Source organism: Gordonia sp. NPDC003376 (assembly GCF_053589235.1).
Genome location: NZ_JBSFRM010000001.1, coordinates 288,234 through 303,154 on the forward strand (window position 1 = coordinate 288,234; position 14,921 = coordinate 303,154).

Annotated in this window: 13 protein-coding genes; 5 read left to right on the forward strand and 8 right to left on the reverse strand. The window is 69.2% G+C overall.

Annotated features, from left to right (window positions below):
- Nucleotides 1-18: 18 nt before the first annotated feature.
- On the forward strand, nt 19-1,479 hold the full coding sequence (locus ACWDUA_RS01225; protein WP_449749181.1) for an FAD-binding protein: 1,461 nt from the start codon (nt 19-21) through the stop codon (nt 1,477-1,479).
- Nucleotides 1,480-1,714: 235 nt separating this feature from the next.
- Here ACWDUA_RS01225 and ACWDUA_RS01230 read toward each other — a convergent pair whose 3' ends face one another.
- The 7 genes from ACWDUA_RS01230 to nadB all read right to left on the reverse strand — a co-directional run bounded on the left by ACWDUA_RS01230 (nt 1,715) and on the right by nadB (nt 8,411).
- The gene (locus tag ACWDUA_RS01230; protein WP_449749182.1) at nt 1,715-1,918 is read right to left on the reverse strand and encodes a transposase; all 204 of its coding nucleotides are present in this window, start codon (nt 1,916-1,918) and stop codon (nt 1,715-1,717) included.
- A gap of 590 nt (nt 1,919-2,508) precedes the next feature.
- Nucleotides 2,509-4,797 (reverse strand): heavy metal translocating P-type ATPase, encoded by a 2,289-nt coding sequence (locus tag ACWDUA_RS01235; RefSeq protein WP_449749183.1) that lies wholly within the window; start codon nt 4,795-4,797, stop codon nt 2,509-2,511.
- Nucleotides 4,794-4,982 carry a hypothetical protein gene (locus tag ACWDUA_RS01240; protein ID WP_449749184.1) on the reverse strand — a complete coding sequence of 63 codons (189 nt, stop codon included), beginning with the start codon at nt 4,980-4,982 and terminating at the stop codon, nt 4,794-4,796. Before ACWDUA_RS01240 ends, ACWDUA_RS01235 begins: the two co-directional genes overlap by 4 nt.
- Before the next feature lie 11 nt (nt 4,983-4,993).
- Complete coding sequence (locus ACWDUA_RS01245; RefSeq protein WP_449749185.1) at nt 4,994-5,197, reverse strand: heavy-metal-associated domain-containing protein; 204 nt, start codon at nt 5,195-5,197, stop codon at nt 4,994-4,996.
- A gap of 106 nt (nt 5,198-5,303) precedes the next feature.
- Complete coding sequence (locus ACWDUA_RS01250) at nt 5,304-5,597, reverse strand: metal-sensitive transcriptional regulator (RefSeq protein WP_449749186.1); 294 nt, start codon at nt 5,595-5,597, stop codon at nt 5,304-5,306.
- A gap of 120 nt (nt 5,598-5,717) precedes the next feature.
- Nucleotides 5,718-6,650 carry a hypothetical protein gene (locus ACWDUA_RS01255; RefSeq protein ID WP_449749187.1) on the reverse strand — a complete coding sequence of 311 codons (933 nt, stop codon included), beginning with the start codon at nt 6,648-6,650 and terminating at the stop codon, nt 5,718-5,720.
- 108 nt (nt 6,651-6,758) lie between these two features.
- Nucleotides 6,759-8,411, reverse strand: a complete 1,653-nt coding sequence (gene nadB, locus ACWDUA_RS01260) for an L-aspartate oxidase (protein WP_449749387.1) — start codon at nt 8,409-8,411, stop codon at nt 6,759-6,761.
- Between the two features lie 218 nt (nt 8,412-8,629).
- Here nadB and ACWDUA_RS01265 point away from each other — a divergent pair, with 218 nt between their 5' ends.
- Genes ACWDUA_RS01265 through ACWDUA_RS01280 form a run of 4 tightly spaced genes read left to right on the forward strand, consistent with a single transcriptional unit; the run spans nt 8,630 to nt 13,326 of the window.
- A complete protein-coding gene (locus tag ACWDUA_RS01265; RefSeq protein WP_449749188.1) occupies nt 8,630-9,919 on the forward strand; it encodes an MFS transporter in 1,290 nt (429 codons plus the stop codon).
- A gap of 20 nt (nt 9,920-9,939) precedes the next feature.
- The gene (locus tag ACWDUA_RS01270; protein ID WP_449749189.1) at nt 9,940-10,323 is read left to right on the forward strand and encodes an ArsR/SmtB family transcription factor; all 384 of its coding nucleotides are present in this window, start codon (nt 9,940-9,942) and stop codon (nt 10,321-10,323) included.
- Nucleotides 10,324-10,370: 47 nt separating this feature from the next.
- Complete coding sequence (locus ACWDUA_RS01275) at nt 10,371-11,825, forward strand: ABC1 kinase family protein (protein ID WP_449749388.1); 1,455 nt, start codon at nt 10,371-10,373, stop codon at nt 11,823-11,825.
- 40 nt (nt 11,826-11,865) lie between these two features.
- A complete protein-coding gene (locus ACWDUA_RS01280; RefSeq protein WP_449749190.1) occupies nt 11,866-13,326 on the forward strand; it encodes a porin PorA family protein in 1,461 nt (486 codons plus the stop codon).
- Nucleotides 13,327-13,648: 322 nt separating this feature from the next.
- On the opposite strand, the gene ACWDUA_RS01285 is transcribed toward ACWDUA_RS01280, so the two are convergent.
- Nucleotides 13,649-14,605 carry an alpha/beta hydrolase gene (locus tag ACWDUA_RS01285; protein ID WP_449749191.1) on the reverse strand — a complete coding sequence of 319 codons (957 nt, stop codon included), beginning with the start codon at nt 14,603-14,605 and terminating at the stop codon, nt 13,649-13,651.
- Nucleotides 14,606-14,921: the final 316 nt, after the last annotated feature.

Genomic DNA, 14,921 nt, shown 5'->3' on the forward strand with positions numbered 1-14,921 from the left:
CTTGGTTACGCTGTCGACATGGCAGTTGGCACCGAGATCCCGGACACCGTCGCCCTCGGCGACGTCACAGAATTCAGCGACGAGGTCGACGTCGTCGTCATCGGCCTCGGCATCGCCGGTGGATGTGCCGCGGTGGAGGCGGCCTCGTACGGTGCACGGGTCATCGTGCTCGAGCGGGCGGCCCAGGCCGGTGGCACCACCGCCCTGGCCGGCGGGCACTTCTATCTCGGCGGCGGTACCGCGGTGCAGCGGGCCACCGGTCACGCCGATTCCGCCGAGGAGATGGAGAAGTACATCACCGCGGTGTCGGCGGACCCGGAGCCGGCGAAGATCCACGCCTACTGTGTCGACAGCGTCGACCACTTCGACTGGCTCGAGGCCCTCGGCTTCACCTTCGAGCGCAGCTACTACCCGGAGAAGGACGTCGTCCAGCCCGGGACGCAGGGGCTGATGTACACCGGCAACGAGAAGGTGTGGCCGTTCCACACGATGGCCGTCCCCGCACCGCGCGGCCACAAGGTCCCGGTGCCCGGCGACACCGGTGGTGCTGCGATGATCGTCGACCTGCTGGTCAAGCGGCTCGCCGAACTCGGCGTCGAGGTGCGGTACGAGACCGGCGCACGCAACCTCGTCGTCGACACCGACGGATCGGTGGCCGGGGTCGCCTGGCGCGCGCTGGACGGCACCGAGGGTGCGATCCACGCCACCGGCACCGTGATCGCCGCCGGCGGCTTCGTGATGAACTCCGAGATGGTGGCCGAGCATGTGCCGTGGCTCGCCGAGAAGCCCTACGTGCTGGGCAACACCTACGACGACGGCCTCGGCCTGCGGCTGGGGGTGTCGGTGGGTGCCGTGCTCGAGCACATGGACCAGGCGTTCTGCACCGCCCCGCTGTATCCGCCGTCGATCCTGCTCACCGGGATCGCAGTGAACAAGAACGGCGACCGCTTCGTCGCCGAGGACTCCTATCACTCCCGGACATCGGCGTTCGCGATCGAGCAGCCCGAGTCCAGGGCCTACCTGATCGTCGACGAGGCCCACCTCCAGCGTCCGCGGATGCCGCTCGTCCCGCTCCTCGACGGCTTCGAGACGATCGCGGAGATGGAAGAGTCCCTGGGCATCCCGGCCGGAAAGCTACAGGCCACGCTCGATCGCTACAACGTGGACGCCGCCCGCGGCGAGGACCCCGACTTCCACAAGGCGCCGGAGTTCCTCGCCGCACAGGATCACGGTCCGTGGGCGGTGTTCGACATGAGCCTCGGCAAGGCGATGTACGCCGGATTCACCATGGGCGGCATGTCCACGTCGGTCGACGGTGAGGTGCTCGACGCCACCGGCGCACCGATCGGTGGTGTGTACGCCGCCGGCGCCTGCGCCGCCAACATCGCCCAGGACAGCAAGGGGTATGCCAGTGGAACCCAACTCGGTGAGGGCTCCTACTTCGGGCGCCGGGCGGGCCGACACGCCGCCGGCCGCTAGGCCCGAGACTGCCGGCCGCCAGGCCCGAAATGTCGTGAGGTGGCGTTCCTACGGTGAGTCGTCCGGGCGGGGCGGTCTGTGGACCGGATTCCGGACCGAGGCCGTGACGTCGCGTCCGAGGCGTCGGTGGGCGTCGGTGGGCGTCGGGGTTCACGGCCCCGAGATGTGGTTCCTTCGATTGGCGGGTCGGAGTTGGCTGGCAGGTCGGCCGGGGACGGGCAGTGCTGCACGCCCGCTATTCCAGCGAGGAGAAGGCTGTGTAGGGTGCGGTGGTGGCGAGTACGAGTCGGGTCCGTCGGGAGTGCCGGGACAGTCTCGCCGCAATCGAGAACAGCCGGAGTCGTAGCTTTTTGGGTTCCCACCGTCGTACCGGGGTGGCGTCGAACAACGGCAGTTGAGTCCAGGCGGTCAGTTCGCCTGGCCAGCATGAGGATGGCACACCGGATTCGGTCCTGGTCGAGTCCGTGCAATGGAAGGTTGGCCAGGCCGTCGGTGCCGTGGGCGGGTGTCCACGCCGCGGGCAGCAGGGTCTCGAACAGCCCGCCGATCGCGGCGGTCAGCCCGAACCCGACTGAACAGCCGGATCGTCACCTGGTGTGGTAATCGACGAATTCGTGTGTGCCACCAGCGGAGTCGGTGCGGATCAACACCGATCTGTCGACCCGGCACCGCGCGGCGTCGGGGATCTTCGCCCCGCCGATTCGACGACGGTGATGTGACCGACTTCGGTGTTGGCCGCGACCATGGCGACTGGCTTGATGCCGAGTTGCCGCATTCGAAGGGCTGTTCCGCCAGGCGCGGCGAGCTGCGTAGCTGCTGGGCTCGAGGTGGCCAGCTTCTCGGATCACACGCCGGGATCTTCGGCTCATACGTACCGCACTTCGCACCGTGGTCCGCGTGTCCGGGTAATGCACCGTCATGGAGTGACCCATCGCTTCCACTCAACCAGCCTTGCAGGGGAATGCGACCTCCGGGGTTCTTCTCCAACCAGGCTGCCGTCACCCGCCAACGGCTTACCGTCAGGGCCTTCTAGGCCCGTCCGCCAGTCGCCTGGGACCGGAATCGCCTCAGCCGCAGGCTGTTCGCGACGACGAAGACCGACGAGAATGCCATCGCCGCGCCGGCGATCATCGGATTGAGCAGGCCTGCGGCGGCCAACGGGAGCGCGGCGACGTTGTAGCCGAACGCCCAGAACAGGTTTCCCTTGATCGTGCCGAGGGTCCGGCGTGACAACCGGATCGCGTCGATCACCTTGCGCAGATCGCCGTCGACGATGGTCAGGTCGGCGGCGGCGATCGCCACGTCGGTGCCGGTCCCCATCGACAACCCGAGGTCGGCCTGTGCGAGGGCAGCGGCGTCGTTGATGCCGTCGCCCACCATCGCGACCGTATGACCTCGACGCTGGAGATCGACGACGGCGGCCACCTTCTCGTCGGGGCGGACCTGGGCGATCACCTGCTCGATACCGACCAGTGCCGCCACATGCCGGGCGGCACCCGGATTGTCGCCGGTGAGCAAGACCGGGCTCAGGCCCATCCGCTTCAGTTCCGAGATGGCTTCCGCCGACGTAGGTTTCAGCTCATCGCCGACGACGATCACACCCTGCGCGGAGGGGATGGCGGAACCGTCGATGGTGACGATCACCGCGGTGGCGCCGCGCTCATGGGCGGCGTCGATCGCCTCCCGCAGAGCCGGCGGCAGGCTGTCGGCGAACTCGCGCGGACTGCCCACCCGAACGGTGGCACCGTCGACGATGCCGGTCACGCCCACACCCTCGGTACTGCGGAATCCCGTCACCGATCCAACCGGAAGATCCTGTGCCGCTTGGACGATCGCGGTGGCGATCGGATGCTCGGAGGCGGCCTCGACCGCGGCGGCCGCCGCCAGCACCCTCCTGGTCGTGGCGTCGTCGGATGCGCCGGTGGTATCCACCGCATGCACCTGGGACACCTGCATGACACCGGTGGTGACGGTGCCGGTCTTGTCCAACACGATGGTGTCGACCTGCCGGGTCTGTTCGAGCACCTCAGGGCCGCGGAGCAGGATGCCCAGTTGCGCACCGCGTCCGGTGCCGACCATCAGCGCCGTGGGTGTGGCCAGACCGAGGGCACACGGGCACGCGATGATCAGCACGGCGACCGCCGCGGTGAACGCCAGGGTCACACCGGAGCCGTTGGCGACGGCGGCGCCGAGCCAGAAGCCCAGTGTGGCCACGGCGATCACGATCACCGTGGGGACGAACCAGGCGGAGATACGATCGGCGAGTCGCTGGGCCGCAGCCTTGCCGGCCTGGGCGTCGGCGACCATCTTGGCCATCTGCGCGAGTGCGGTGTCGGCGCCCACATGGGTCGCCCGGACCACGAGCCGCCCACTGGTGTTGAGCGTGGCACCCACCACGGTGTCGCCCTCGGTGGCCTCCACGGGCACCGACTCACCGGTGATCATCGAGGTGTCCACCGCGGACGAGCCGTCGACGATGACGCCGTCGGTGGCGATCTTCTCCCCCGGCCTGACGACGAATTCGTCTCCCACACCGAGTTGTTCGATCGGTATGCGGGTCTCGACACCGCCGCGCAGCACCACGACGTCCTTGGCGCCGAGTTCCATCAGCGCGCGCAATGCATCACCGGCGCGGCGACGGGCCCGTTTCTCGAACCACCGGCCGAGCAGCAGGAAAGTGGTGACGCCGGCGGCGGCCTCCAGATAGATGTTGGCGGCGCCGTCGCCGCGTTGCGGGACGAGGTCGAATCCGTGGGTCATCCCCGGCTCGCCCGCCGTTCCCAGGAACAGCGCGTACAACGACCACCCGAAGGCGGCCAGGGTGCCGATCGAGACCAAGGTGTCCATGGTGGTGGCGCCGTGACGCAGGTTGATCCAGGCGGCCCGGTGGAACGGGTAGGCCCCCCAGACGACGACGGGTGCGGCCAAGGTCAGCGACAGCCACTGCCAGTACGTGAACTGCCAGGCCGGGACCATCGCCAGGGCGATCACCGGGATCGTCAGTACCGCACTGACGATGACGCGTTGGCGCAGAGCGTCGAGTTCGGGATCGGCATGACCGGTGCCGTCGGCGGAGTCGTCGGCGGCCGGATGGTCGTCGACGGGATCTGCGTCGTATCCGGCCGACCGGATCACGTCGATCAGATCGGTCGGGGTGAGCTCCACCGGATAGTCGACCTGGGCGCGTTCGGTGGCGAAATTGACGGTGGCACTGACACCGTCGAGCTTGTTCAGCTTGCGTTCGATCCGGCCGGCGCACGATGCGCAGGTCATGCCCTCGATGTCGAGGTCGATGCGGGCGTTGGTGGCGGTGGTCATGGGTGGCCCCCGTGCATGTCGGTGGCGGGTAGGTCCCCGACGGTCGTCGGGGCCTGGTGGGTCCCCTCGTGGGGGGCGGTGTCGGTGGCCGGTCCGGCCGCGTGGCCGATCGCGAAGGCGATGGCGAACACGGCGGCGAGCATCACCGCGAAGGCGGCGACCCGAACTGCCGTGTTGGTCGCCATCGCGTTCAGGGTCATGCCAGCTGGTATCCGGCCTCGGTGACGGCCTTCTCGACGTCGGCGCGGTCGAGCGGCGCATCGCTGCTCACCTCGACGAGACCGCCCTCGAGGGTCACCTCGACGCCGGTCACCCCGGCGATCTCCTCGATCTCCTCACGCACCGAGGACGCGCAATGACCGCAGGTCATCCCGGTGACGGTGTAGGTCTGGGTTGCCATGGTGTTCTCCCTGTGGGATCGGGCCCGGAGCCGGTCTCCGGGCAGGGGTGGATCGGCCGACGTGGACCCGTCGGCCGCATCTGGGCCGGTCACAGATCTGGGCCGGTCAGGACTTGACGAGCCGGGCGATCGCCTGGACGGCCTCGTCGACCTTGGCGCGCCCCTCGGCGTCACCCTCCTGCGCGGCACGTACCACGCAGTGGTTCATGTGTTCCTCGAGCAGGCCGAGGCTCACCGCCTGCAGGGCCTTGGTCATCGCGGACACCTGGGTGAGGATGTCGATGCAGTACTTCTCTTCCTCGACCATCCGCTGCAGGCCACGGGCCTGTCCTTCGATTCGGCGCAGACGCTTCAGATAGTCGTCCTTGCGCTCGATGTATCCGTGTTCTGCGTGGTCCACGGCACCTCCGTTCCTCGTACCCCCTACCGGTATACACCCTCGGACACGAAAACACTACCCCCCTAGGGTATGTGCTCGGGAGCGTGTGTCCCCCGGCGGGGACGGGCGGAGATCCTGGTGTCAGGCGCGGCGCAACACGTCGGCGAGACGGCTCAGAGCCGCCGCGACATCCGCGAGCGCATCACCCACTGCGAACAGATGTGTCGCGTCGGGATCGGGACCGGGATTCCGGTCAGACGGATTCCGGTCAGACGGATTCCGGGCAGCAGGATTCCGGTCAGCAGGATTCCGGGCAGACGACAGTCCGCGTGCGGGCGTCGCCGTGGCGTCCGGGTGTGGATTCACCGGTTGCGGATTCACCGGTTGTGGATTCATCCCCGGGGCCGCGTCGCCGGAGCCGTGATGATGCCCCAGGTAGGGAGCCTGATCGGCGGGTGGCACCGAGTCGGTCGACCGTCGACCGCCGCGATACCCGGCGTCCACTGCATACACATCTGCCGGCGGCGGGGTTGTCGCCGGCTGCTGCTGCACGGGTTGCCGGTGATCGGGCAAGCGATGCGCACCGCTGGGCCCACCGACCGGCAGATCCCCGGTCGACGGATCACGGGGGATCGGGGCGGGCGCGTGCGGGAGCGATGCCCCGGTGTGTGACGGCACGGGTCCGGGCGGGCGTCCGGCCGCCGCCCCCGACATCGCGGTCGGCGCGTGGCCGTTCGACCGCGCGAAGGTGTGCGGACCACCGTGACCGTGGAAGTAGAGACATCCCCCACCCTCACGGGTGCCGACCGGACACGGATTGCGCTCGATCAGGGACTGGGCCCGCGGGTCGAAGTCGTTCCACTCCAACCAGAATCGGCGACCCGGAACCCGGTACGTTCCGCCATCGGTGGCGTGATTGCCATGGTGACCTGCGCCGAGCCGGCACTGCAACATCCAGCCCGCGGAATCCGGCAGCCCCAGCGCCCGTCGTTCCGTCGACGAGCTCACCACCGTCGACCAGCAACCCTCGCCGTCCATCGAGCCCTCCGTTCCCGCGCCCCACCGCGCCGTCACCGCGCACATTTTGCTACCGGATGAGATCGGTCACCGGAGACCGCCGGCGATCACCATCGCGACAATGGCGGAGCCCGCGGCCAGTCTACGAAGGAAGTGGTCGGGTTTCTACCCCGGGCTCACCGCGAGCTCACCACTGCCGACCACACTGTCGACCTCGATCACCACTCCTGCGGAGAGGGCGAAGATCCGGGAGTTCGGATGATCGGCGGTGTGCGGGAAATCGGACCGCACATGGGACCCGCGCGACTCCGCCCGAGCCGAGGCGGCCGCCACCACCGCGCCGGCGACCAGGGTCAGTGAGGCGTCCTCGGCGTCGGTGACGGTGACCATCTCGCGAAGGGGTGCGTGGTGTAGCAGGGTCGCGACCTCGGCCAGCCCGGACGCGTCCCGGCGCAGTCCCACGTGGCGTCCCATCGCATCCTGTAGGGCGGTCCGCTCCAGGGCGGGCAGAACCGACGAAGCCACCGGACCGACCGGGCGGGCGCCGTGCCCACCGCTGTCCGCGGCGGCCACGACCGCAGCACGCCCACCCATGACCAGGCCTTCCAGCAGACTGTTCGAGGCCAGCCGGTTGCCGCCGTGCAGCCCGGTGCGGGCCACCTCCCCGGCCGCGAGCAGACCGGGGACCGCAGTGCGGGTCTCGGTGTCGGTGACGACGCCGCCACACAGGTAGTGGGCACCCGGTACCACCGGGATACGGCCCGCGGTGATGTCGACACCTGCCGCACGGACCCCGGCGGTCACCGTCGGGAAGCGACGTTCGACGTCGTCGACGGCCGTGACGTCGAGGTAGACGCAGGGTTCGCCGGTGCGGTCCATCGCGGCCCACACCGCGTTGGCGACCACGTCGCGCGGCGCCAGGTCACCGAGCGGGTGCACGTCCGCGGTGACCGAGCGCCCCCCGGCGTCCACGAGTCGTCCGCCCTCGCCCCGCAGGGCCTCGGTGATCAGCGTGCGTCGGCCGCGCTCCCCGCCGGTGTAGAGCATGGTCGGGTGGAACTGGATGAACTCCAGGTCTGCGACGCGCGCCCCGGCTCGCAGTGCCAGGCCGATGCCGTCGCCGGTGGCGCCGCCCGGATTTGTCGTGGCCGGATAGAGGTGACCGGCACCACCCGTGGCCAGCAGGACCGTGGGTGCGGTGATGACCTCGTCGCGCGAACCGCCTGCGATGCTCGTCCGGCACGCCACCCCGACTGCCCTCCCGTCGACGTCGGTGAGCACCCGCGTCACGAAGGTCTCGTCGCGGCAGTCGATCTCGCCCGCCGACCGCGCTGCAGTCAGGGCCGCACCCAGGGTTCGCTGCAGGTGCGCACCGGTCGCATCCCCACCGGCGTGCAGGATTCGGCGCACGCTGTGGCCGCCCTCGCGGGTGCGTGCATAGGCGCCGGTGCTGTCGCGATCGAAACGGGCCCCGCGCCCGATGAGCTCGGCGACTGCCGCCCATCCGCCGGCGAGGATGTCGCCGGATGCGGTGGCGTCGGCGAGTCCGGCACCCGCGGCGAGGGTGTCGTCCAGATGCCGACGGACCGAGTCGAGCGGATTGTCCGGCAGGACGACGGCCACACCGCCCTGCGCGTAGAAGGTGGAGGTGGCCTGCTCGGCACGATCGGAATCCCACCGTGGCCCCTTGTGGACGACGACGACTCGGAGACCGCGCGCCGCCGCCGACAGCGCTGCCGTCAGCCCGGCCACTCCCGCGCCCACCACGACGAGATCGGCACCCGTCGCCCCGATACCCGGCATCCCGGTACCCGACATCCCGGTACCCGACCTCGCCTCGCCCATGTCCGTCATCGCGTTCTCCGTTCGCCGGTTCCCTTCGGGACAACCCTCCGGGGGTGTTTTCGATTCCCAGTCGAAAACCTCCCCCGAGGCTACGCCGCCTCACCCGAGACCGACAGTGTCCACATCACCGGGCGCTCGCCGATCCACTCCAGCATGTGCGCAGATGCGCACATATGAGATACGATCCGACTGTGCAGCCCCTTCTGCAGAATCCGGTGTTCACCCGGCTCTACCCGGCCCAGGTGATCTCCTTGACGGGAACGGGCCTGATGACCGTGGCACTGGGCCTGCTGGCCTACGACCTCGCCGGCGCCGACGCCGCCGAGGTCCTGGGCACCGCCCTGGTGATCAAGATGGTCGCCTACGTCGCGATGGCCCCGCTGATGCGGGCGCTGGTCACCCGGCTCCCCGCCACCGGGGTGCTGATCGGCGCCGACGTGGTCCGGGTGGGCATGGCCGCGTGTCTGCCGTGGGTCACCGACACCTGGCAGATCTACGTCCTGATCTTCGCGCTGCAGACCGCGTCGGCCACCTTCACCCCCACCTTCTCCGCTGCCATCGCCCGCGTCGTCCCCGACCGCGACGAGTACACGGTCGCGGTGTCGGCGTCTCGGATCGCCTACGACCTCGAGGCGTTGACCAGCCCGCTCCTGGCGGGTGTCGCACTGGTCGTCCTGCCCTACTCCGCGCTGTTCGCCCTCACCGCAGCAGGTTTCGCCGCGTCCGCACTCCTCGTCGGCGGCTCGGGATTACGTCGCCTCGACCGATCGACCCCACCCACACCTCCGGATGACACGAGCACCTTCTCCGGCCGGATGCTGCGTGGAATCCGGATCATGCTGTCCCACAAGACTCTTCGCGGAGTACTGTGGATCGACGTGGCCGTCGCCGCAGCCACCGCGATCGTGCTGGTCGGCACCGTCGGCTATGTCCGCGGCGACCTCGGCACCGATGACACCGCGGTCGCCATGGCCCTGGCGGCATTCGGGATCGGCTCGTTGGCAACCACATTCGCCGTACCACCGCTGGTGCGGCGCTGCGGCGTCGCGCGGGTGATGGTCGCCGGCGGCGTTCTGGCCACCCTCGGACTGACGATCACCACGGCGTGGTCGTACACCGGCCCGAATCCGGTGGCACTGGCGGGCACATGGGTACTGCTCGGAGTGGCGACCTCGATGGTCGGCACCACCGTCCCGCGCATGATCCGCGATCACACCGACACCGACCGCGACGACGTCTTCACCGCCCAGTTCTCCACGTCGCACGCAGCCTTCCTGCTGACCTACGCGATCGCGGGATGGGGACCGTCGGTGCTCGGCACCGCCGCCTCGGCGGGGGTGCTCGCCCTGCTCGCGGCCACCGCCACGGTCGGTGCGGCCCGATGCCGGCCCCGGGCCGCCGGCCCGATCATCCCGGCCGCGCGGATCGACTCGCCTACGATGGACCGCACGGTCTGCGCACGGCAACCGGCGACGCGATAGAGGCGGTGAGCGCGGCGATCATGAGCGACGGCACCGACGCCGAACGCACTCCGGCATCCGATCCCGCAGGCCCCAGCCTGCATCACCCGGTGCAGCCCGACCCGGACCGCCTGGCGGCCGCGTCGTCGACCTTCGCGATGCTCGCCGACCCCACGCGGCTACACCTGCTCTGGCTGCTCACCACCGGCGAGTTCGATGTCACCGCCCTCACCGAGGCGGTGCGGGCGTCGCGGACGGCGGTGAGCCAGCACCTGGCGAAACTCCGTTTCACAGGCCTCGTCGAGACCCGCCGGGACGGCCGCCGGGTGATCTACCGCATCCGCGACGGGCACATGACACGCCTGATCGGGGAGGCGATCAACCTCGCCGACCACAAGATCACCGGAGAACCCGCCCACGAGTGACCCCTCGGGGCGCCTCGATGTCGTTACACTGGCCCGCGGTGACCTCCATGCACAGTTCATCCGGGCGTAGCTCCTCCGACTCCGACCCGACCGGACGCCCGACACGGCTCCGGCCGGTGTCCGCGATCGCCGAACTCACCCGGTTCGGTTCCACCGCGGTCCATGCGGCGGCCGGGCTGGGCCGATTCGCCGTGGGCACCACCGTCGACGCGGTACACCTGCGCCTGCCGAGCGCACGCCGCGCCGCGCACGAGGTCCGTACCACCTTCGAGCACCTCGGCCCCACCTACGTGAAGCTGGGCCAGCTCATCGCCTCGAGTCCGGGAGTGTTCACCGAGACCCTCGCCGCAGAGTTCGAGTCGCTGCTCGACCAGGTGACCCCGGCCGACCCCGACGCCGTCCGGGAGGTGTTCGTCGCCGAGCTCGGACGCCCGCCCGAGGAGGTGTTCGCGACCTTCGATCCCATCCCGATCGCATCGGCGTCGATCGCCCAGGTACACACCGCGACCCTCGTCGACGGCACCGAGGTGGTGGTCAAGATCCAGCGACCGGGGATCGGGGAGCGACTCGCCCCCGACGTCGCGATCCTGGAACGACTCGCCGGTCTCGCCGAACTGTCCGAGTACGGCCGGATGCTCAGTGCCCGGCACGTGGTGGAGGACTTCGCCGACGGCCTGGCCGCCGAGCTCGACTTCCGCAACGAGGCGGCCACGATGCGCGAGTGGTACGAGTGCCTGCGCGACGGTCCCTATGGGAGCCGCGTCCGGGTGCCCGAGGTGTACGACGCGTACAGCGGCGCGCGTGTGCTGACCATGGAACGGATCTACGCCGTCCGCATCGACGACGCCGAGGCGGTCCGCGCGGCCGGCCACGACGGCGTGGCACTGTGCCGCACCCTGTTGCTGTCCCTGCTGGAATCGGCGTTCCACGGGGGACTGTTCCACGGTGACCTCCATGCCGGCAACGTCCTGGTCGACGACACCGGCACGCTGGTACTGCTCGACTTCGGCATCGTCGGCCGGTTCACCCCGCGGACTCGCCGCATCCTCCGACAGCTCGTCGTCGACCTGATCGTGCGGAGCGACTACGAGTCGGCGGGCCGGGCCATCTTCCTGCTCGGCGCGGTACGGCGTCCCGGATCGACATCCCAGGGCGCGGCCGACATCAAGAAGGTCGCCGCACCGTTGTCGACCACCGATCTCGGGTCGATGAGCTACACCGACCTGGGCCGACAACTCGCCGCGGTGGCCCGCGCGCATGACGCCCGCCTGCCCCGTGAGCTGGTCCTGGTGGGCAAACAACTGCTCTACGTGGAGAAGTACATGAAGCTCCTCGCGCCCCGCTGGAAGGCGATGAGCGATCGCGAGATCTACGGCTATATGGCCGGGATCATGAGAGAGGCCGAGCGCGATCGCCGGTCCGCCACTCCCGACATCGACGGGCGCTACCCGAACAGTGCCGAGACCCCGGTTAGGGTGGTGCAACGAAATCGGGCACCGTGACCGTCCGATGCCGCCGAGCTGAGAGGCACAGGAGTCGACAATGAAGCGAATGTTGCCGGCGGTGCTGGCGTTCCTCGGGATCGCCTGTATAACCGCGGCGATCGCCATTCCCGCCTGGCTGGTCCCCCAGCTCCGCGTGGTCCCGCTCGACCTCGACATCACCTCCGACGCCACGACCGTGGCGGCCGACGGTTCCCCCGGCGAACGTTTCCCTGCGGTGATCTTCGACCGCTGTTCGGTCGGCGAGGCCACGGCACAGACCTTCGACGCGCACCTGACCCAGCAGCGGCGGTCGGTGATCATCGATCCGTCCGACAGCCGTCAGGCAACCCTGCAGTCGGGGCAGACGGTCCAGATCGACCGGATCCGAAATGCGAAGGGCGAGGAGATCACGCCGCCCGGACCGAACACCTCCGGTGACCTCACCTGCGCTTCGGGGTTGCTCACCGCGACCATCGACCGGGTCTCGGTGAACCGGAAGACATCGGTGCCCAACGGCACGGTCAGCTCGCTGCAGCTCGAGGCCGCACCGGAGGGTGTCGACCCGAAGGACGTGTCGGTCCAGCTCACCAACCGCAAGGGTTTCCAGTACAAGTTCGGGTTCGACGTGCAGAAACGCTCGTACCTGTACTACGACACCAACACCCGCCAGGACACCGAGGCCAGGTTCGTCGGCGAGGAGACCATCAAGGGCGTCAAGACCTACCACTTCGTCACCGAGGTCCCCGAGACCGACCTGTCCAGCCTGCCCAACCCGCAGAACGAGGCGGCCCTGGGCACCATGCTGACCATGCCGGCCAAGTGGTGGGGCATCACCGGCCGCGGCATCAAGCCCAACGACTCCATCAACATGCACCGCTACGCCGCCGCCACCCGCCACGTGTGGGTGGAGCCGGCGACCGGCACGATCGTCGACGGCCGGGAGGACCAGCACCAGTACTTCCGTTCACCGGATCAGAGCGAGGACACCGCGCAACCGATCCGTGACTTCCGCCTCGATGCGCTGAAGGCCACCTTCAAATGGTCCGATGAGACCGTCACGCAGCAGGCCGCACGCGCCGACAAGTACGACGGTCAGCTGCGTCTCGGCGGGTTCTGGCTGCCGCTGATCCTGGGCATCGTCGGTGCCGTGCTGCTGCTCGCCTGGCTGTTCCTGTTCTGGCGGGGTCGCTCGGCGACGTCCGGCGAGCCGCGTGACGGCGAACCGTTCGACGACAGCTCCGCAGCAGACGAGACGGCCGGTGTCAGGGCCGACGAGTCGGCGACCGAGGTGGTCCGGCGTCCGGATGCACCCACCGTCGCCGAGCCGGCCGGCCCCGCCGCGAGTGGTCCCGCCGACGCCACCCCGACCGTCGTACTGGGCAAGTCCCCGGCACCCGCTGCCGATGCGGACGACGACGGCTACATCTGGGATCGCCCGACGCAGCGCATCCCGAAGGTCGACGGTCCGGCACCGAAGACCGACGGCGACTTCGGTCCGGTCGACCGCCCGAAACGATGACCAGATCGGACGCGTAGGCGATCACGACGACGGGCCCGGGGCACACATCACGTGCCCCGGGCCCTGTCGTCTCTGCCCTGCCCCCGGTTCCCTCGCCTGCCCGCCGGACCTCCGTGTGCCCCGTACCGCCCCGTACCGTCCCGGCGGCGTGCCCCGTACCGTCCCGGCGGCGTGCCCTGTGCCGTCCCGGCTGCCTGCCCCGGGCACCGGATGCGCAGGGCAACCGCATCACGACAGACGACGAGGGCCGGTGATCGTGTGATCACCGGCCCTCGTGGTCAGGTCGGGCCGCCCTCGTCAGAGGCCTACCCCGGAATCGGGCTCAGAAGAACGCCGGGGCGAAGGTGGTGCCCCAGGACTGCTTGAAGTCGTCCTGCCAGTAGTCCCACCAGTGCGAACCATCCGGGGTGATGCGGGTGGTCAGCTTGACCGGAAGGGTCTTGAGGCGAGCGATGTAGAGCTGGCTGCTGGTCGACGCGGCGACCTCCAGCGGGATCATCTGCGCGAACTTGACCGCGTCGAACCCGGGGGAGCCCGGGGTCAGCGACGAGTCGTAGCGGCTGCCGACACCGGTGCCCGCCGAGACGTAGACGCGCTTACCGGACAGGTTGGCCGCCGACAGGAACGGGTCGTTCTGGAACCACTCACCGGCCGGGTAGAAGCCCCACATGTTGGTGGGGTTGCCGCCCATCTCGATGACCGACGCCTGGATGCCCTGGGTGAAGCCCGGCATGGTGACCGTCGGGTAGCCGCTGTAGGACGCGACGGCCTTGTAGAAGTTCGGGTGGCGCGATGCCAGGTTCAGCGCCGAGGTGCCCGACATGGACAGACCCGCGATGCCGTTGCGACGGTTGTCGCTGCCATGGTTCTTCGCCATGTACGCGGGCAGCTCGCGGGTCAGGAAGGTCTCCCACTTGTTGACGCCGAGAGTCGGGTCGGTCTTCATCCAGTCGGTGTAGAAGCTGCCGCCACCACCGAACGGGATCACCACGTTGGTTCCCTTACCGGCCATCCAGTTGGCGACGTTGGTGTTGATCAGCCAGCCGCTGTTGTTGGCAGGGGCACGCAGGCCGTCGAGCAGGTACAGCGTCGGCTTGTTGGAGCCACCGGCCGAGACGATGCACACCGGGACACTGCGGTGCATGGCGTTCGAGTAGACGCGCTCGACGTTGCAGCCTCGGGCTGCCTGAGCGGTCGGCGCGGCGACCATGGTGACACCGGTTGCAGCGACCAGCGCCACGAGTCCGGCGACCAGGCGCTTACGGGCGCGAGTCAGCATGTTTCTGTCGTTCCTTACGATCGGCGCCCGGGCGGGCTCGTCATTCGGCTGTTCCGGGGTTTCGGCTTTCGGGGTCACGACGCGGCACTCCGGAGACCGATCCCCGTCGCGGGTGATAGTAACGGCTGCATAACACGGCGGCAAAGGCTGGCGAGCCCGTACAGCGTAACCATCGGGATGGGTGACGGGCATCACCTGCGACGATCACGGTCGCGCGTCGAATTGATCACACCGCCACGCGCGGACGGTGCATGTCCGAAATGCCCTGACATGCGTTTCAGGTGTCGTCCCGTCGATGTCACCACCACCGATGGAC